Source organism: Bovifimicola ammoniilytica (assembly GCF_025567085.1).
Taxonomy (GTDB): domain Bacteria; phylum Bacillota; class Clostridia; order Lachnospirales; family Lachnospiraceae; genus Bovifimicola; species Bovifimicola ammoniilytica.
Genome location: NZ_JAOQJN010000003.1, coordinates 304,616 through 324,238, shown reverse-complemented (window position 1 = coordinate 324,238; position 19,623 = coordinate 304,616). Strand labels below are relative to the sequence as shown.

Below are 19,623 nucleotides of genomic sequence, written 5' to 3'. Positions count from 1 at the left end.
TATGCTGGGGGTAGATCAGCTTCCGAATATGGCTTTTCAAGCAGAAATGCGGCAAGGTATCTGCGACTCAATCATCTGATTCAGCCATTTAAGGATATGATGGGCAAAAACAAGATTGCTCTGTTGGCAGCAGTGGATGTGTCTTATCTCACAGAGGAAGAGCAGCAGAGCTTTGGAATATTGTGGAGCGTCAGGGACTTAAGGTGAAGCCTGTATACGCAGAAAAGCTTCGTAAGGCATCCGGAAATCTGACAGAAGAGAAGATGGCAGAAATCCTTGAAACGTTGCAGGTGAAGCACACGGATGGCAATGACGGTGTAATCTTTAGGCTTCCAAAGTCTATCGGTAGTAAGTATTTTGATGGAATGGATTCAAAGCAGATGGAAGCAGTTGTGGAGCAGGCTTTGGCTGCGTGGTTTGAAGGGAATGAGGCTTCGGTTGTTCAGTGCAGAAGATTTGAAGTGCCTTGATCCCCGATATTTTAATATCATATCAGTTGATGATTATGATGTGACAGTAATGTCCAGAAATACTGGACATTACTGTCACCTTCATAATCCAGAGTATCCGGGAGAGGACTTAGTGGTTATTTTACATAAGCATAAGTTTTCACATCCATATCATCAGCATGGCAGAGCGAATACGCTGAGACAGGCGGTGAGAGGGATTAAGAGCCATGATAAGTGGCAGATGGGCGGAAGGAAATAATATTTAGGAATATCTGGGAAGTTGGTCGACGATTCCAGGTATTTTTTTGAGTTAGAGGCATATATTTATAAATAGAATCACATCAAAAGTGCAATCAAAATAGAAAAAACAAGTAAAAAATACAAAAACGAGGATTTGCTTGACATTTTATAAGGAAGGTGTATAATGCATTATAGTGGTAAAAGTATTTACGGAAAGGTGAACACAATGGGACAAATTACAGAACAGTCATTTATTACTGAAGAGCATGGTAATAACTTACCGACTGTAAGAATAAAAAAAGTAGTATTAGATAATTTTAAGAGTGTTGGACATGGGATGATTACATTCAATTGTGGTCGTGAATTCATTCCATGCGATACAGAATCGGACATTTTAGGCATATATGGACAGAATGGATCTGGAAAAACATCTTTTATCGAAGCACTTTCCATTTTAAAAGGGCTTATGGCTGGAGCTTCCGTGCCTAGCGTATATGCTGACTGCGTTGCGGTTGGTAAGGATTTTGCTAAATTGGAATTTGTTTTTGATTTGCAATATGAAAACGGAGTTATACGAGAGGCGGCCTATTCATTCTGCATGTCCAGTGCTGCATTGTCTAAGGAAGAGATAGATGAAAAATATAAGGGCGCACCAGATGAGTTCGATATTCCGGATGAAGACTCCAAGGTTATTATTTTTGATGAGAAGTTTTCATTACTATGGGAAGACGCATCTAAATGTCAGGTGATAATTGATACTTCTTCAGAAGAAAATGCCTTTGTACCAACAACTAAAAGAAAAGAAATTGCGGGTGGCGGGAAAAAGGTATTGGTTGCATTAGAAGTAAACAAACAACTTGCACGTAGCAAGTCTCGGTCTTTTATTTTTATGCATGACACGCTGAAACTGTTTTCGGAAAATGACGATAAGTCTGTTTTCTTTAGGGTGCTTGTAGAGTTGAGACTGTATGCACGTCATTATCTATATGTGATTGATACAAAGTCTTCGGGATTAATTCGCCTTAATTTTGCGCTTCCTATATATACAACTGATGGGCAGATGATGTTCAATGCAAAAAGACCGGAAGTTATTCCAGCAGAAATGGTGGAAGATTTAAGGGCTGATTTAAATAATATTAGTTCGGTGTTAGGTCAATTGGTACCAGGTTTAGCTATCGGATTTAAGGAACTTTCGCAAACATTGGACAAAGATGGCAATCCGGCAACAGTAATGATGTTGACAGCTTATAGAGATGGAAAAGAATTGCCACTTAGAGATGAGTCTGATGGTGTACGAAAGATTATTTCTGTATTAAGTTTGATCATTGCAGCATTCAATCAGAAGTCGGTCACTGTTGCAATTGATGAATTTGATGCAGGCATTTTCGAATACTTACTTGGAGAAATCCTTCAGGCACTTGAGGAGTCTGGAAGAGGACAGTTTATCTTTACTTCTCATAATCTCAGACCATTGGAAGTAATTGATAAAAAGTTCTTATACTTTACAACGACTAATCCAGATAACAGATATATTAGACTGAAAAATATTTCTGCTACAAATAATTTGAGAGACACATACTTTAGAGAAATAATTCTATGTGAGCAGGAAGAAGGAATATACAATAAAACCAAGCGCTTTAAGATAATTGCTGCGTTGAAGAAGGCAGGAGGAGAACGTTAATGGGAAAAAGACCAAAGAGAAAGATTGTTTTGTTCCTTGTAGAAGGTAAATCTGATCGAGAGGCGCTTCAACTTGCCATTCCTGAATTATATGATGAGATAGATGAGGATATTGAAGTCTATTTTCCTATAATTAGAAAAGAAGAGGAAGAAAAGGGCGGAGATATCACATCTACAAATTATGTGAATAAGCAAGGAAAGCGTTACTGGGTACATCCAAGCAACATCGAAGAAGCGATTTATGAATTATTCCTAGATGATTTCTTTGATAAAGAGAAAATATTACCAAAGGACATTTCAGAGATAATTCAAATTGTCGATACAGATGGGGCTTATATCCCAGATGAATGTGTGGTTTTAGATTCATCGTTATCTGAAGAAGATTCTCCATTTTATAAGGATGATAAAATTGCTTGTTTGGATGTGGATAAGATTGTTAAGAGAAACGAGCAAAAAAGTGAGAATTTGGATTATTTAAGTTCTTGCAAAAATATAAAGGTTAAGCAGAAAACAGTTCCGTATTCGGTATACTATGTTTCTTGTAATTTGGATCATTACCTTCATCAATCAGCTAATTTAGACTATCGTATTAAACGTTCATTAGCTGATACATTTGCAAGAACGTATATTGGTGATGTCGAAGGGTTCGTTAAAGAAATTTCTGATGATCCAGGAGCAGTAAAAGGTATGAGTTATGACGAATCTTGGAATTATATTAAAGAAGATAAGAATTCGTTACATAGACATACCAATCTGAATTTGCTTTTTGAGAAACTGCTAGCAAAAGCGGAGAGCTGAAGAATTGGATGTGGGAGAGTCCTGTAATTGAGTGATGCTTGGTATTCTTAAAATTGAGGCAACTACTAATCAAGCATGTTGTGCTTGTATACCATATAGTTGTGTTATGAATAAGTACCTATTTTATTATTTGATGTCACAAAGAAGAAATTATATTAAAATGGGAGCCGGAGGTGCACAACCAAACATATCAAAAGAAAAAATAGTTATATCTTTGATACCACTCCCGCCACTTGAAGAGCAGCATCGCATTGTTGCCAAGATAGAGGGAATTCTTCAATATATTGACCAGTATGACAAGGCTTATACGAAGTTGGAAACATTTAATAAAAAATTCCCAGAGGATATGAAGAAGAGTATCTTGCAAATGGCTATGCAGGGAAAGCTGTGGAACAACAACCAGAAGAAGGAACTGCCGATGAGCTTTATGAGCAGATTGTTGCTGAGAAAACCCAGCTTATCAAGGATGGCAAGATTAAGAAAGAAAAGCCATTGCCTGAGATTACTGAGGATGAAATTCCTTTTGAGATTCCTAGTAGTTGGAAATGGGTGAGATTAGGAGAGCTTGCTATATTGCAAAATGGAGATAGAAGTAGCAAATACCCTGTAGAGTCAGACTATGTAGAAAATGGAATTTCTTTTTTGGTGCAAAAGATATGGGCGAAAAATACTTGTCTTATGATAATGTTAGGTACATCAGTCAAGAAAAATTTAATGTATTAGGGAATGGAAAACTTAAATATGAGGATTTTGTTTGCCTGTTAAGAGGTTCTGTAGGAAAGGTTGAAATTTTCAAATCAGATGAAACCCCTAATACAGGATCTATATGTGCGCAAATGGTAATATTAAGTTCTATATGTAAAGACAGTGTGGAATATTTGTATAGTGTATTAAAATCACCATACTATTTTGAAATAATTAAATTGAAAACAACAGGAACTGCAGTAAAACAACTTCCTGCTAAGGAACTAAGTAATGTTATAGTGTCACTCCCACAACTTGAGGAGCAGAAGCGTATCGTTGCCAAGATAGAGGAGTTTTTACCATTTTGTGACCAGCTTATCAAGTAAATTGAATTGTGCGAGGAGGTGTATTGTCATAGATAAATGGAGTATGGCAAAGTATTTGATTGATGCAAAAAAGAATGTGGATAGCATTCTTTTTATAGAAGAAAACATTGATAAGGTGTGCAATCTTAACCTTAGACGAAAAATTGAGGAATTAAGGAGAGAATTCTACATAAACTGCTGTGTTGTACTTGATAAATCACATCCTAAAAACAAAAAGAAAATTTGTGAAGACAAGCTGATTGAGGCGATTTATTATGAACGTGATAAGAATTGTGCGCATAGAGATGATGATTACAAATCTCCAGAGTTCAATCAATTGAGTGATATGATTGAAACGATGAAACAACAGATACAGCAAGTACTTGTGGTTTGCAAGGATTCACTTCCTAATAATATTACATTGGATTTTGTATCACATGATAGGGAATTATTTCGTTTAATATATGGAATTACTGCTGAAAAGGAAGAAGAAATAAAATGTATAAAGTATCCTGAATATGGCAAGATACCACAGTCAGGAAATTTTATAACAAAGAAAGTATTTGAGGAGACTGAGGATATCAGAACAATTAAGGATAAAAATGAGTATGCAGTAATAATTGAGGATGGCATTAATTTTTATGAGTCGCTACAAAATCATCAAGATGCCTGTATAAAGATAAATGTCCTTTATAATTTGGAAACATGGTGTAGTTTTAATCAAGAAAGTTTTTCAAAGATTCAAAAACTCAAAAAAGCTGGAGGATTAAATGAATTTGATATGCCAGTTATGCCAAAGGGTAATGCATAGTTAGAAGAATTTATGAGATTGCTATCAATATAGTATATTTTGGCTTTAGTTTTGGTAACTGAATAATATAGATATTATGAATCAGATGTTTTGTTGATGCTAGAAGTAAAATGAGCAATGGAAAACGGTCGATTGTATAAATTGACTGTTTTTAAGTATAAGTTTAGAAAATAATTGAATTTAAAAAATTTGCAAAGGGGTTAAAAAGTAACATAATTATTCAGTAATATAGAATATGGATAAGTGAGGTGGATATTATGTCAGTTGATACTAATACAATGGTTTCTAATACACAGGCTATTGATTTTAGTAAAGCGGAACAGGAAAAAATTGCATCAACAGAAGATGTATTTGCAATTTCGGAGTGCTTTATTAAACAAAATATGGAGGCTTATGAGGAACTGGCAAAATGATACGATTATGCAAAAGATAAGAGATATAGTCATCTTTAGATGGTTCTATTTTAATAAGAAATGAAATATTTATGAGGTTTGTGGTGTCTGTCAACCACTTATAGGTACTTAAAGGATAAGGAGAATGAAATGAAATTTAGAAATTTTGAAAAAGAAAATATAGCATACAAAGTAGAACAGCAACGTGAAGCGGCAAGGAAAGTAAGAGATACTATAAAAGATGCAGATTTGTCAGAATGTGAAGCAGGCTTTGAATTAGCAAAAGAAATGTTAATAAAGAATGAAGAAGCAGGAGTAAGTGTTATTTTAGAATATTTATTTAATGAATATGGTAGTGGCGCTTTAAGATGGCTTCAAATTTCAATAACATTTTTGCTTGGTATGTGTGCAACAATAATTACTGATAACAGTAGAGGTGAAGTAAATGATGTATTAATAGGAAATGTTATTGCTTTACTATTATTTGGTTGGCTAATTGATGTGGCGGGAAAAGTATTTGAAAATAGTAATGTCAAGCTTAACATAAGAATTCTTAGGTCAATGTCTTTTGAAAGATATAAAATGCTTATAGATTCTGATACAAAAGAGGAAGAAAAGAAGTAATTGAGCATTTAGGTTGCAATATAGATAAGTAAATGTAGTTAGAATTTTCATTAAGTTAGAGAATTATCAAAATAAATTGTAATGATTAGATAAATCAGAGCCAGACTATCAAACCTACATATACAATGGATTTATATAGAAAATATGGCAGATTTATAATCTACTGAAAGGAGAGCAGACCGATGAATGAAATTATGAATAGTGTAAATAATGCTATTATGAATAATTTTGAAAAAACAGACAACATATTAAATGATGTACAAAATATTATTGAAGTATCTCAAAAAGAGGCATACCGTACTGTAAATATGATATTAACGCAAAGGAATTGGCTGATTGGATATCGAATTGCAGAAGAAGAATTAGCTAGTGAACAACGTGCAGAATATGGTGCTGAAGTTATTAAAAGATTGTCAAGGGAACTTACAACAAAATATGGAAAAGGGTTTACAAAAACAAATCTTTATAGTTTTTACAGATTCTATAAATGCTTTCCAGAGATTTTCCACACAGCGTGTGGAAAATCTAATATGTGTTTATCATGGTCGCATTATCGTACTTTGCTTCAAGTTCATGATGAAACAGCTCGCAAATGGTATGAGAAAGAAGCTTATGAGCAGACATGGAGTGTTCGTACCTTACAGAGAAATATTGATACCCAGTATTATTATCGTATGCTTCAATCACAGGATAAGAATGCTGTAGAGTCTGAAATGAAAGAAAAGACATCCTCATATCAGAATGATAAACTTGAGTTTATAAAAAATCCTGTAGTAGTGGAGTTCTTGGGCTTAACACCAGATACATCTTTTAATGAGACGAAACTAGAGACAAGTATAATCAGTAATTTGCAAAAATTTTTGATGGAAATGGGAAAAGGGTATGCATTTGTAGCAAGACAGCAACATATTCATACAGAAAAACAGGATTATTATATAGATTTGGTCTTTTATAATTATATCTTGAAATGCTTTGTACTTATAGATTTGAAAACGGAACGTATTACCCACCAGGATGTAGGGCAGATGGATATGTATATTCGCATGTATGATGAATTAAAGAAATCTCCAGATGACAATCCGACACTGGGTATTGTACTGTGTTCTGAGACGGATGAAGACATTGCTAGATATTCGATTTTACATGGTAATGAGCAATTATTTGCCAGCAAATATAAATTATATTTACCAACTGAAGAAGAACTGAGAGAAGAGATAGAAACACAAAAAGCTATGTTTTATTTACAACAGAAGGATGAAGAGAAAAAAGTCGGAGGAGAAACAGAGGTCTAAGTGTATTACATTCCGATTGTAATTATAGGTGAGTCACAGAAGATTGAGGGCACTGCGAAAAAATAAAATCAATTGAATAAATCAAGAAGTATCAGGTAGTTATCATTTCGATAGCTACCTTTTTCTTTTGAAAAAAATATCGCATAATTCGATATAAAAGTAGTGTAAAATATTGTTAATTCATCATTTCTTTACAATAGATATTTACATTTTTGGTAGAAAATGTTATAATTGAGTACACTCAAAACTAAACTCATAATTACAATCAAAAGGAGAAAATACATTGAAAGGACTACAACCTAAAGGGATAGCACGACGCAATAAAATGTTGCTTGCTGCGATACAGCTGTTCTTAGAACAAGGATATGAGAAAACGACTACAGCCCAGATATCAAGGGCAGCAGGAATGTCACCAACATCTTTTTTTGCAGCATTTGAAAATAAAGAGGCATTGCTCTTGAAATTGACACAGATAATGTTCGAAAATCAGTTTGAAAAGGCACGTTCATTTGCCGAAAATCATGAACCACTTATGGTATATTGCCTCGAAACGGCACTACAGATAAACATAACAGAATTATCTGAATCACTTAGAGAAATATATGTTATGGCATATACATTGCCTAGTACGTCTGAATATATCTATCGTAGTACAGCTATTCAGATTAAAAATATATTTGCGGCATATATGCCAGATGCAGAGGATAAGGATTTTTACGAAATGGATATAGCATCGGGAAGTATAACAAGAGGATTTATGGCAAAACCTTGCGATATGTATTTTACATTAGATAGAAAGCTAAGAAGATATCTGGATTGTTGTCTTAAATTGTATAATGTACCAACAGAAAAACGCAATAGCCTTATTGAGGCAGTACTTGCTGTTGACCTTAATTCAGTTGCAGCTAAATTGATAGAGGAGATTGTAGCAAAGGCAGAAACAGGACTTGAAGAAGCTATAGGTAACAAGATAACTTAAATGATCAAGGAGGTGCATCTTATTGAATGGAAAAGCATTAAAGCAAAGGCAAAGACTAATTGCATGGCTAATTTCAGCAGTGTTTTTTGCGATTTCATGTGTGATGGCGGTAACCACAGTGATACAGGCACAGGAATCTGCACTTGTATCAGCTGTATTGACTACGGACAAGGACAGCTATAATGAAGGCGAAGATATCAATATCGTACTTAAGGTTACAAATAACAGTACATATGATGTCGGTGGTATAATATCTGAAATTACACTACCTGATGGATTGACTCTTAAAAGTGGAGGGCTTTCTGAGGGGGAATATTCGCTGGCAGCCGGGAAAGACAGAATAACAGAATTAACAGCGTACATAGAGAAATTAACTCCAGAGGAGACAACATCAGAAGAGTTGACAACAGAAGGGACAACAACCCCAGAGAAGATAACGACATCAGGAGAGACAACTACTCAGGAACAGACAACATCAGATGAGAAGACAACAACACCTGATAAATCATCTAATCCTAAAACAGGAGATTCACACAGTAATATATGGATAATACTCGCAATTTTATCAGGAATAATATTTTTGGCATTCAGCATTAAAAATAAAAAATTAAAGAAAATATTTTCAATATTTTTATGTATGATAATGTTATTCTCGATATTACCTGCTGATGCATTTGCAAACAATGGTACAAACACAACTGCTTCAGGTGGAAGTGTAATTGCAAACAAGGATATAACAGTAAATGGTGTTAAAAAGACGATAACTGCAAAGGTTGCATATACAGACAATGAGCCTTCCGAGGGCGAAGAGGTTACTGTAACTTTTGATACGGGAGATGGAACACCTGTTGAGCCAATTACAGTGAAAAAAGGCGGAACAATAGAACAGCTTCCACAGTCTTTCGGAGCAGGTAAGGCATTTATGGGATGGTTTACCGACACAGGATTTACCGATGAATTCTTTTCAGATACGCCTGTAAATGAAGATATGACAGTTTATGCATCATTTAAGGATTCTTCGGATGATTATGAACCTGTGGAAGATACAACTTATTATGAGGAAAATTGCGATGAAAATCATTCGATAACTCTTATCAGCGATGAAGTAATAACTGCTGATAATATTAACAGTTTTATTACACTTTTTGCATATACAGGTGATACTCCGGAGAGATTTACGGTTACACCAAATGGTGAAAATGAGTACACCATAGTTCCTGAAACTCCATATACAAAGGGTTGTATGTATCGTATGACAGCCAATGATGGGGTACATTTTAAGGGACTTAATGAAGTAGTTTCAGAATATACATTTAAAATATATAAAGAAGAATCTAATATAGTAGAGCTTAGGGATGGCATTAAATATCTTGATAAAGCGAAGCTTACAGAGACACCTAATGAATATGAATATATTATTCAGAAAGATTATTACGAGGCAAATACGCTTGCAGTAGATGATGTTATCTGTATTGGAGATGGTACAAATAATATTACGGACGATTGTCTTTTTGTTAAAATCATTGACAGCATAAAGGATGATGACGAGTATTATATACAGACAGATGATTGTGATGTTGAAGATGTATATGATAAGGTTGATATATATTTTACTGATCCTGCACAGAATAAATATCTTGTAGATGGTATCGATACTGCAGCACTTGAACAGGAAATCTATAACAGCGAGGGAGCAAAACAATTAAATTATGTACTTGCAGCTGTGCTTGCAGAAAGTGAGACAGTAAAAGAAGAGTTAGATGGGGAATCACTGGTAGGAAGTACGCTGGATGATGACAGGCTGAAGGATTTTTCTGATTATGCGCATCCTAAGGAGGATACACTTGCTGATCTTGCTAAGAGGTTAGGCAAGAACCTTAAGGTATCTGTTAAGATAGGAGAGGCAGAAAATAATAATTTTACATATCCTAATCCTGACTATTGGACAGCAATTACATTTACACTCGGTTATAAGGGAAATGTCAAAGGTAAATTAAAAGTTGATGCAACATTTACCATTACCGAATATATTAATGTATCTTTACAGGGATATAAGCAATTTGAGTTTAAATGGTTTGATACGCCTGAACTTGAATTTAACTATGCGGCTAATATGTATACGCAGACTGATATCGAATTGCAGGTACTTGTATGTTCTGTAGGGGCAAACAGTTATAGAAATATCACTGATGAAGTTACAAAGATGCTTAGAAGTGATAAAGAAAATGATACTCAGGGACTTGTTAAAGAAGTTCAGGACATGCTTAACAAGAAAGGCGGTTATATAGAACTTTGCAGACTGCCATTATTCTCTACGGCAAAGCCGTTAGCATTATTCCAGCTTAACTTTGAACTTGATTTTGTGGTAAAAATGAGTTTTGCAGGTGGTATAGGAAGTAAATTTTCTGTACTTGATGCAAGACAGGTGGGTGCATATGGTAATTCTAAAGAAAAAGAATTCAGTATGTACAAGAATAAGCTGATTGGAGCTGACAGATATAGCTTTGATCTGACTTTATGCGGATATACAGGAATTAAGATGGGAATTGCAGGTCAGCTTACAGTATCATTTATTGGGCTTAGACGACTTGGCGAAGTCGGAGTCGAAGTACAGGTAGGGGCTTATCTTGATATCTATGGATACGCACGTTATCATGTTGTAAAACCTGACCACAGATATGATACAGTATATAGTACACTTATGGGCGGCTTCTATTTAGAAGATGGTATTTATCTGGAGGTAAATCTGGTAGCGGAATCTAAAGTATTTAATATAAGAGTTGATGCACCATTGATACCGGAATGTAAGTGGCCGTTATTCTCAATGGGTGATAAGAAACTTGTTGTATGCTTAAATGATCCGGTAACGCCAATAGTATTTTATTCTAATGGAAGCTCATATGCCAGCATAGACGTGAATGACCTTTCACCAATGTCCGGACAGGTAGTAGATATTACTACCGGAGTACTTGATAAAAATGCGACTATACCATGGAATAAGGTGACATTAAAAGTTTCGGGTAAGGGATTCAGAGTAGTTTATGACCGTCAGGGAAGGCATCTGACATATGACCAGCCATATTCATCATATAGGCAAAGTTCTGACGAATGTACAGCTCAGGTCCACTATTATGGCAATACATTACAGTTTACAAAGACTGCTGATTCTAAAGCAAGTACAACTAAAACAGTTAGAGTAATATGGTATGATAAATCAAGAGTTAATTTTGATGACATAGGTAAGATGTACACTGTTAATTTCTTCAGAGAAGTTGATGGAGAAAAAACACTTGTTGGTACAAGACAGGTACCGGCTGGAAATTATGCAGGCAGTTTTGATACAAATGGAGCTGTAGACAGTTGGAAATACATGGATGAAGAATGGGAAAGTGATCCGTATTTTACTCCGGTATCTAAAGATAATACAGAAATTATATACCATGCAAAGAGAGCGCAGGCATTAGTCAGCTTCACTTATTATGATGTTAATAAAGACATATGGACGACAGAAGTAAGAGCTGTTAATGTTGGTGATGATGCAACACCTCCGGATATAGTCGATAATGAAAATATAAAATTTAGTGGCTGGTATTCAATAAATGGTGTGCCACAAGGATATTATAATATGTTTAAATATGCCGCAAATAATATGAAGAAAATCGATTATAAGGTAGATAAATACTATCTTAAGAGCGGACTTCCTACTGATAAGGCATTGTGTTCGGTTAGGTTACATCATCTGATTTGTATGGAGCAGAAAGACAATTGTTTTATAGTTATAACAAGGAATATCATCAGGTAATTTATTATTACAGAGCCGGTTATACATTAAAAAATATGTCAGTTAAATTCAAATCGCAGACAATGTATGGAGAGCCGGTAGTCAGAGAAATGGAAGTACCTTATGGTAAATCACCTGATATGCCTTATGCAGCAACACCGCTTGGCAAAACATTACTTGGATATAGTTCAGATGGTGGTAAGACAATTTATAAATTATGGTCTCAATTACCAAAAGTATATGAAGATACGGTTTATGAAGCTATATATAAAACCAATGTATACAATGTAGACTTGTTCTATTATGATGACATAGCACGCGAGTTCAAGATTTATAAGACATTAAAGGTTGATGGTGGAACGTCTGTACCAAAGTCTGAATTAGATGAAGCATTTGCCGCATGTAACTGGCAGGAAGGAACTTCATATCAATTTATACAATGGTGTGAAGACCAATATGGTTACAATGTTGGAGAATTTGAATTAGATAAGCTTATATATAGAGACCTTAGAATACGTCCGATTATCAGACGTAATGTAAGGATTAATCTTGATGCAGGTGATGGAAGAAATCTGTTCTATGATTATTTAGATAGCTTTGACTCAGAAGATTATGAAGTGACTATTTCAAGATGGGCTGTAAAAGATTCTGATAAATATAATGATTACGAGCCGATAGGCTGGAAAGATAATAAAACAGGACAGGTTTATAGTATCGGTCAACAGGTTAAAATTGATTATGCTACAACACTTACAGCAATTTATAAAGTAAATCCTAAGACATATACTGTAAAAGTTTCAACTCCATATGGTGAGCTTCTGAATGGTGAAACTACTGATACATTTACAGGCGGTTATGATGATTACCTGGCATTTGTTGAGAAATATAACAACTATATACCTCAGAATGTTGAGGGTGAAGGTTATACTCTTGAGTATCAGGGTTCATCAAGTATTCCATCAGCAGATGGGCTGTCACTTGAGATAATATTTGGCAATTGGAAAAAGAATGTACACAGACATACATTAAAACTTGATGTTAATGGTGGTAAGCTGACGGGGAATGATGAAAGAACTGAAGCTTACGGAGCAGAGATTAAATTGTCAGATATGGCAGAGGTATCTAAGACAGATGATTTGCGTGATTATATATTCGGAGGCTGGATAGATGAAGATGGAAATATCTATGGAGCAGATGACACAATAACACTTACTAAAGATGTAACACTTACTGCAATATGGATTGATGGTACAGTTATTGAAAGGAAGAATTATCATTATGGCGATATGCTTCCGGTATTTGGTGCACCTTCAGAGGCAGCAGGATATATTTTCAATGGCTGGTCATGGTCAGGGGCAGCAGGTGCTTTAGTAAAACAGCCGGAAACAATGCCTGCTTCAGGATTAACTGCAATTGCAACAACTACAAAATGCTATATAACCTATGAGTTTGACGGACAGATTTATAAGACTAAGGAAGTTGCAAAAATAGGTGATACAATTCCGGTTATTGATAAACCGGTAAAAGACTATTATGATGTTACGGAATGGTCAGCAGATGGTATAGTTGTAACAGATGGAAAATTTGTAATGCCTGCTCATGATGTTATATTTAGAGCAACGTCATCACCTAAATTCTATGATATAAGTATCACAATTGACGGTTCAATAAGTGAGGATAGTCCTTTAAGTGAGCAATACATGAATGTTGTGACACTTCCGGTTCCGCCACAGAAGAGTGGCTATACTTATTACTGGAAATCGGATGATGTAGATATTTATGAAGAAAATGGTGAATATAAATTCATAATGCCACATAATGATGTCAGTGTGGAATGTATTTATACAACAGCAACACATAATATCTACTATATAATAGATGGTGAAACTGAACCATATTGTACTATTTCAGATGTTCCTGTAGGTAAAGAAATGTTTTCATATATTGATTTGCCGCAGAAAGATGGATATATGTTTAATGAAACATGGATATGTCTGACAGATATTTCACTTGTCAACAAAGAGGGAATATATACTATGCCTGACAGTGATGTTTACTTCTGGGGCAGATATTGCGAAGATACAGAGAACACGATTATTCTTGGTATCGAGATAAGCATTGATGGTGTTACAGACAATTATTATAGCCTGTTTGTAAATAAAGGCGAAATAATAACACTGCCTGATATTAAACGCAATGGATATACACTTAGTTATGAAAGTGAAACGTTGACAGTTACTGATGGCAAAGTTAGAATACCAGATGATGGTACAGATGAGATAACACTTACGGCAAAATTTACAAAGAAATAAATTTATAGAGAAGTAATTTTATAAAGAGAGTTATAGGATAAAGCATTTGATGGCTGAGATTAGTCATTAACACGATTAGCCCTATAACTCTAAGATATAAAGTATTATAGAATGGATAAATGATGAAGTTATGAAGTAATCATTTATCCGTTCTTTTTTCTGTATTCTCTTGGCGAATATTCAATTTTTCTGTAAAATAGTGATAAGATAATGTAATCAAAATGAATAGTCAAATTGGAGGTAATCGGTTTGTATTTTATATATGGAGATGAAGAAATTGAATATTTAAAAAGTAAAGACAAAATATTAGGTGGGGTCATTGAGAAAATTGGACACATTGAACGTGTAACAGATACCGATTTATTTTCATCGGTTGTACATCATATCATAGGACAGCAGATTTCTACTAAAGCACAGGAGACTATATGGCAACGTCTGAAGGATGAGTTAGGAGAAGTTAATGCAGAAAATATTTATAAAACAGACATATCAAGATTACAGTCCTTGGGAATGAGCTTTAGAAAAGCTGAGTATATAAAAGACTTTGCGGATAAGGTACATAGTGGAAACTTTAATTTACAGGATATTTCAGAGATGTCTGATGAAGAAGCCATTAAGGCACTTGCTTCTTTAAAGGGAATTGGCGTATGGACAGCAGAAATGATTTTACTATTCTGTCTGCAAAGACCAGATATCTTCAGCTTTGATGATCTGGCAATACAGAGAGGGCTTCGAATGGTATATCATCATAGGAAGATTGACAGAAAATTATTTGAAAAATATCGCAGACGTTTCAGTCCGTATTGTAGCGTAGCAAGTCTGTATTTGTGGGCAGTTTCAGGTGGGGCGATAACTGAGATGAAAGATTATGCACCTAAGAAAAGGAAAAATTAAAATAAAATGAATAAAGGATAGTGCAAAAAAAGAATAAAAATGATAAAAAATTAACAATTTTCAGAAAATCAAGATTTTTTGTTGATTTTGTTTTGTAATAATGTATAATATTATGAGTGAAGTTGAAAAAAGACTTCGATAGAAAGAAATGACATATTCTGCACATGCAGATGTAAAACTTTCTACTAACTATTAAAGAAAAGGAGTTAGATTCAAATGGCAAAAATTGATTTAAGCAAGTATGGTATTAATGGAACAACTGAAATTGTTCACAACCCTTCTTACGAAGTATTATTTGAAGAAGAGACAAAGGCAAGTCTTGAAGGCTATGAAAAAGGTCAGGAAAGTGAACTTGGTGCAGTAAATGTTATGACAGGTATTTACACAGGACGTTCACCAAAAGACAAGTATATTGTAATGGATGAAAATTCAAAGGACACTGTATGGTGGACATCTGATGAATATAAGAATGATAATCACCCACTTTCAGAAGAAGTATGGGCTTCATTAAAAGACATCGCTAAGAAAGAGCTTTCTAATAAGAGACTTTTCGTAGTTGATGCATTCTGTGGTGCTAATAAAGATACACGTATGGCAATCCGTTTCATCGTTGAAGTGGCTTGGCAGGCACATTTTGTAACAAATATGTTCATCAAACCTTCAGCAGAAGAGTTAGAGAACTTCGAGCCAGATTTCGTTGTTTACAACGCATCTAAAGCTAAAGTTGAAAATTACAAAGAACTTGGTCTTAACTCAGAGACAGCAGTAGCATTTAACATTACAAGCCGTGAACAGGTTATCATCAACACATGGTACGGCGGAGAAATGAAGAAGGGTATGTTCTCAATGATGAACTACTACTTACCACTTAAAGGTATGGCTTCAATGCATTGCTCAGCAAATACAGACTTAAATGGCGAAAATACAGCAATCTTCTTTGGTTTATCAGGAACAGGTAAGACAACACTTTCAACAGATCCTAAGCGTTTACTTATCGGTGATGATGAACATGGCTGGGATGACAATGGCGTATTCAACTTCGAAGGTGGTTGTTATGCAAAAGTTATCGACCTTGATAAAGATTCAGAGCCAGATATCTACAATGCAATCAAACGTGATGCTCTTCTTGAGAACGTAACACTTGATGAGAATGGTAAGATTGATTTCACAGATAAGAGTGTAACAGAGAATACTCGTGTATCTTATCCAATTAATCATATTGAGAACATCGTTCGTCCAGTATCTTCTGCTCCAGCAGCTAAGAATGTTATTTTCTTATCAGCAGATGCATTCGGAGTACTTCCTCCAGTATCTATCCTTACACCTGAGCAGACACAGTACTACTTCCTTTCAGGATTCACAGCTAAATTAGCTGGTACAGAACGTGGTATTACAGAGCCTACACCAACATTCTCAGCATGCTTCGGACAGGCATTCCTTGAGTTACATCCTACAAAATATGCTGAAGAACTTGTTAAGAAGATGGAGAAGAGTGGTGCTAAAGCATACCTTGTTAACACAGGTTGGAATGGTACAGGCAAACGTATCTCTATTAAAGATACTCGTGGTATTATCGATGCAATCCTTAGCGGTGACATCAATAAAGCTCCAACAAAGAAGATTCCACACTTTGACTTTGAAGTTCCAACAGAACTTCCAGGTGTAGACAGCGCAATTCTTGATCCTCGTGATACTTACGCTGATGCTTCTGAATGGGAGACAAAAGCTAAAGACCTTGCAAGCAGATTCATTAAGAACTTTGCTAAATACGAAGGAAATGAAGCAGGTAAAGCACTTGTTTCAGCAGGTCCACAGTTATAATCTGAATAAAATAAATCTGATGAATATTATATAGAAAATGTACAAATTGTATAGACTATAGATATATAAAGCATTAGACGAATATAGAGGTGTCTGGTATAATTATCAGACACCTTTAGTATTAATAGGAGGAGATGGAAAGATGGAAATAAATAATAATAACCGAATTTATATTGCAATTGATTTAAAATCTTTCTATGCTTCTGTAGAATGTGTGGAAAGATGTTTAAATCCATTAACAACGAACCTTGTGGTTGCTGATAGGTCAAGAACTGAAAAGACAATATGCTTAGCAGTATCACCCTCATTAAAAGCATATGGAATACCGGGACGTGCAAGATTATTTGAAGTAGTACAGAAAGTTAAAGAGGTCAACCGTATAAGGCGTGGCAGAACAAAGGATGGAAGATTTACAGGCAGTTCATATGATTCAGAAGAATTGAGAAATTCACAGTATGAACTTGATTATATAGTTGCCAGGCCAAGAATGGCATTATATATGGAATATAGCAGGAAAATATACGATATTTATCTTAAATACGTAGCACCTGAGGATATTCATATATATTCAGTCGATGAAGTGTTTATGGATATTACGGGATATCTGAAAATATATGGAATGACTGCTAAAGAGATAACGATGAAAATAATTGAGGACGTATTAAAGAATACGGGAATAACAGCTACAGCAGGAATTGCAACAAATCTGTATCTATGTAAAGTAGCTATGGACGTGGTGGCAAAACATATTGAACCGGACGAAAATGGTGTACGAATTGCAGAATTAGATGAGATGAAATACAGGAAAATGTTATGGAACCACAGACCGATAACTGATTTCTGGAGAGTTGGAAGAGGATATGCAAAGAAATTAGAAGAAAATGGCATATATACAATGGGAGATGTAGCACGATGCAGCATTGGTGAAGCTGGAGATTTCTACAATGAAGAATTGTTATATAAATTATTTGGAATAAATGCGGAATTGCTGATAGACCATAGCTGGGGATATGAACCCTGTACAATTGCAGATATTAAAGCTTATAAGCCGGAGACAAAGAGTCTTGGGGCAGGACAGGTGCTTACTTGTCCTTATACAATGGATAAAGCAAAGGTAGTTGTAATGGAGATGAGCGACCAGTTAGCATTGAGCCTTGTGGAGAAACGGCTTCTTACCGACCAGATAGTTTTAACAATTGGATATGACATAGAAAATATTACTGATGTCAACAGACGTAAGAAATATTCGGGCGAAATCACAATAGACAGATATGGACGTTCCATACCTAAACATGCACATGGAACTACAAATCTTAAGATGAAAACATCATCTTCAAATGTTATCATGAATGCAGTTTCAAAGCTATTTGATGAAATAGTAGATTATAATCTGCTAGTACGACGAATAAATATTACAGCGAATAGAATTGTAAATGAAGATGAAGTAAAGGATGCAGTAGAAGAATATATGCAGATGGACTTATTTACGGATTATGAGGCATTAGAAAAAGAGAAGAAGAAAGAAAAAGCTGCATTAGATAAAGAAAGAAAATTACAGGAAGCTATGCTTACTGTTAAAAATAAATATGGTAAAAATTCAATGCTTAAAGGAATTAACTTTGAAGAGGGTGCAACAGGAAGAGAGAGAAACAGCCAGATAGGAGGACACAAAGCGTGAATTATGATGATATAATTAATCTTCCACATCACGTTTCAAAGAACCATATGCAGATGTCAATTCATGACAGAGCTGCCCAGTTTGCACCATTTTCGGCATTAACAGGTTATGAAGAGGTAATAAATGAAACTGCAAGGCTTACAGATGAATTAACTGATATGGACGAATATATCAAATCTGAAATAGATATGAAATTGCAGCTATTGAGGGAGAAACTAAAGAACCGGCAATCAGTAAATGTATATATCAGATATTTTAAGCCTGATGATAGGAAAGCAGGAGGAAAATATCTTGAATACAGAGGAAATGTCCGGAAAATAGATGAAGATAATGGCTGTATAATTATGGAGAATAAGACATCAATAGAAATCTCTAAGATAGTTGATATCTCCATAAATGAGAAAATTGTTACATTTGATTGAATGATATTCTTTATAGCTTGACATAAATGGTAAAATCTGTTATTACCAAAGAGAGAATTAATTTAATACGCATTGTGGAATGGAGGACAAATGTTAGAATTCAAATATGATACCCAGTTATTAATTGAGGGAAAAGACCTTGACGAAGATGTCATTAGTGATTATTTTACAAACAATTTTAAAGGTGACTGCCTGTTAGCAGTAGGTGATGATGAATTAATTAAGATTCATTTTCATACAAATGAGCCTTGGAAAGTATTAGAATACTGTTCATCATTAGGCGAGATATATGATATCGTAGTTGAAGATATGGACAGACAGGCAAGAGGACTTAAAGGTTAAGATAAATCTGGTATAGTGAAAATTAAATGTCCGCCTATGGAACACACTTATAAATAATA

Annotated in this window: 18 protein-coding genes and 1 pseudogene; all 19 read left to right on the top strand. The window is 34.8% G+C overall.

Annotation, left to right across the window (positions count from 1 at the left end; genetic code table 11):
* Positions 1-182 precede the first annotated feature (182 nt).
* The 19 genes and pseudogenes from OCV48_RS05310 (at position 183) to OCV48_RS05225 (ending at position 19,564) form a co-directional block, all read left to right on the top strand.
* Positions 183-470, top strand: a complete 288-nt coding sequence (locus OCV48_RS05310; RefSeq protein WP_147591334.1) for a hypothetical protein — start codon at positions 183-185, stop codon at positions 468-470.
* Positions 439-708 carry a hypothetical protein gene (locus tag OCV48_RS05305; protein ID WP_147591333.1) on the top strand — a complete coding sequence of 90 codons (270 nt, stop codon included), beginning with the start codon at positions 439-441 and terminating at the stop codon, positions 706-708. Before OCV48_RS05310 ends, OCV48_RS05305 begins: the two co-directional genes overlap by 32 nt.
* Before the next feature lie 207 nt (positions 709-915).
* A complete protein-coding gene (locus OCV48_RS05300; protein WP_147591332.1) occupies positions 916-2,370 on the top strand; it encodes an AAA family ATPase in 1,455 nt (484 codons plus the stop codon).
* Positions 2,370-3,167 carry a hypothetical protein gene (locus OCV48_RS05295; protein WP_147591331.1) on the top strand — a complete coding sequence of 266 codons (798 nt, stop codon included), beginning with the start codon at positions 2,370-2,372 and terminating at the stop codon, positions 3,165-3,167. The genes OCV48_RS05300 and OCV48_RS05295 overlap by 1 nt, the downstream gene beginning before the upstream one ends.
* Before the next feature lie 34 nt (positions 3,168-3,201).
* Positions 3,202-3,426: pseudogene (locus OCV48_RS14040) on the top strand (restriction endonuclease subunit S); the annotation flags it as partial.
* 128 nt (positions 3,427-3,554) lie between these two features.
* Positions 3,555-3,890 (top strand): hypothetical protein, encoded by a 336-nt coding sequence (locus OCV48_RS05290; RefSeq protein ID WP_262559128.1) that lies wholly within the window; start codon positions 3,555-3,557, stop codon positions 3,888-3,890.
* A complete protein-coding gene (locus OCV48_RS05285) occupies positions 3,824-4,237 on the top strand; it encodes a restriction endonuclease subunit S (RefSeq protein WP_147591330.1) in 414 nt (137 codons plus the stop codon). Before OCV48_RS05290 ends, OCV48_RS05285 begins: the two co-directional genes overlap by 67 nt.
* Before the next feature lie 43 nt (positions 4,238-4,280).
* On the top strand, positions 4,281-5,027 hold the full coding sequence (locus OCV48_RS05280) for a hypothetical protein (protein ID WP_147591329.1): 747 nt from the start codon (positions 4,281-4,283) through the stop codon (positions 5,025-5,027).
* A 257-nt stretch (positions 5,028-5,284) separates the two neighbouring features.
* Positions 5,285-5,440, top strand: coding sequence for a hypothetical protein (locus tag OCV48_RS05275; protein WP_262559125.1), 156 nt, complete (start codon positions 5,285-5,287; stop codon positions 5,438-5,440).
* 129 nt (positions 5,441-5,569) lie between these two features.
* Positions 5,570-6,043 (top strand): hypothetical protein, encoded by a 474-nt coding sequence (locus OCV48_RS05270; protein ID WP_021982093.1) that lies wholly within the window; start codon positions 5,570-5,572, stop codon positions 6,041-6,043.
* 182 nt (positions 6,044-6,225) lie between these two features.
* Entirely contained in the window at positions 6,226-7,335 is a 1,110-nt protein-coding gene (locus OCV48_RS05265) for a PDDEXK nuclease domain-containing protein (RefSeq protein WP_021982094.1), read from the top strand.
* A 283-nt stretch (positions 7,336-7,618) separates the two neighbouring features.
* Positions 7,619-8,314 (top strand): TetR/AcrR family transcriptional regulator, encoded by a 696-nt coding sequence (locus OCV48_RS05260; RefSeq protein ID WP_262559122.1) that lies wholly within the window; start codon positions 7,619-7,621, stop codon positions 8,312-8,314.
* Positions 8,315-8,336: 22 nt separating this feature from the next.
* Positions 8,337-12,116, top strand: a complete 3,780-nt coding sequence (locus OCV48_RS05255) for an InlB B-repeat-containing protein (RefSeq protein WP_262559121.1) — start codon at positions 8,337-8,339, stop codon at positions 12,114-12,116.
* The gene (locus OCV48_RS05250) at positions 12,080-14,407 is read left to right on the top strand and encodes an InlB B-repeat-containing protein (protein WP_262559119.1); all 2,328 of its coding nucleotides are present in this window, start codon (positions 12,080-12,082) and stop codon (positions 14,405-14,407) included. The genes OCV48_RS05255 and OCV48_RS05250 overlap by 37 nt, the downstream gene beginning before the upstream one ends.
* A gap of 249 nt (positions 14,408-14,656) precedes the next feature.
* Entirely contained in the window at positions 14,657-15,301 is a 645-nt protein-coding gene (locus OCV48_RS05245) for a DNA-3-methyladenine glycosylase family protein (RefSeq protein ID WP_021982097.1), read from the top strand.
* A gap of 216 nt (positions 15,302-15,517) precedes the next feature.
* The gene (gene pckA, locus OCV48_RS05240; protein ID WP_147591328.1) at positions 15,518-17,122 is read left to right on the top strand and encodes a phosphoenolpyruvate carboxykinase (ATP); all 1,605 of its coding nucleotides are present in this window, start codon (positions 15,518-15,520) and stop codon (positions 17,120-17,122) included.
* Between the two features lie 142 nt (positions 17,123-17,264).
* Positions 17,265-18,800 (top strand): Y-family DNA polymerase, encoded by a 1,536-nt coding sequence (locus OCV48_RS05235; RefSeq protein WP_147591327.1) that lies wholly within the window; start codon positions 17,265-17,267, stop codon positions 18,798-18,800.
* Positions 18,797-19,222: a hypothetical protein gene (locus OCV48_RS05230; protein WP_021982100.1), complete on the top strand. Its 426-nt coding sequence runs from the start codon at positions 18,797-18,799 to the stop codon at positions 19,220-19,222. Before OCV48_RS05235 ends, OCV48_RS05230 begins: the two co-directional genes overlap by 4 nt.
* Positions 19,223-19,312: 90 nt before the next feature.
* On the top strand, positions 19,313-19,564 hold the full coding sequence (locus OCV48_RS05225; RefSeq protein ID WP_021982101.1) for a hypothetical protein: 252 nt from the start codon (positions 19,313-19,315) through the stop codon (positions 19,562-19,564).
* Positions 19,565-19,623 lie beyond the last annotated feature (59 nt).

What these genes read in the sequence shown, in the direction of transcription:
- OCV48_RS05300 (WP_147591332.1), top strand. Translation starts at nt 916, where the DNA reads ATGGGACAAATTACAGAACAGTCATTTATTACTGAAGAGCATGGTAAT.
- OCV48_RS05295 (WP_147591331.1), top strand. Translation starts at nt 2,370, where the DNA reads ATGGGAAAAAGACCAAAGAGAAAGATTGTTTTGTTCCTTGTAGAAGGT.
- OCV48_RS05285 (WP_147591330.1), top strand. Translation starts at nt 3,824, where the DNA reads ATGGGCGAAAAATACTTGTCTTATGATAATGTTAGGTACATCAGTCAA.
- OCV48_RS05280 (WP_147591329.1), top strand. Translation starts at nt 4,281, where the DNA reads ATGGCAAAGTATTTGATTGATGCAAAAAAGAATGTGGATAGCATTCTT.
- OCV48_RS05275 (WP_262559125.1), top strand. Translation starts at nt 5,285, where the DNA reads ATGTCAGTTGATACTAATACAATGGTTTCTAATACACAGGCTATTGAT.
- OCV48_RS05270 (WP_021982093.1), top strand. Translation starts at nt 5,570, where the DNA reads ATGAAATTTAGAAATTTTGAAAAAGAAAATATAGCATACAAAGTAGAA.
- OCV48_RS05265 (WP_021982094.1), top strand. Translation starts at nt 6,226, where the DNA reads ATGAATGAAATTATGAATAGTGTAAATAATGCTATTATGAATAATTTT.
- pckA (WP_147591328.1), top strand. Translation starts at nt 15,518, where the DNA reads ATGGCAAAAATTGATTTAAGCAAGTATGGTATTAATGGAACAACTGAA.
- OCV48_RS05235 (WP_147591327.1), top strand. Translation starts at nt 17,265, where the DNA reads ATGGAAATAAATAATAATAACCGAATTTATATTGCAATTGATTTAAAA.
- OCV48_RS05225 (WP_021982101.1), top strand. Translation starts at nt 19,313, where the DNA reads ATGTTAGAATTCAAATATGATACCCAGTTATTAATTGAGGGAAAAGAC.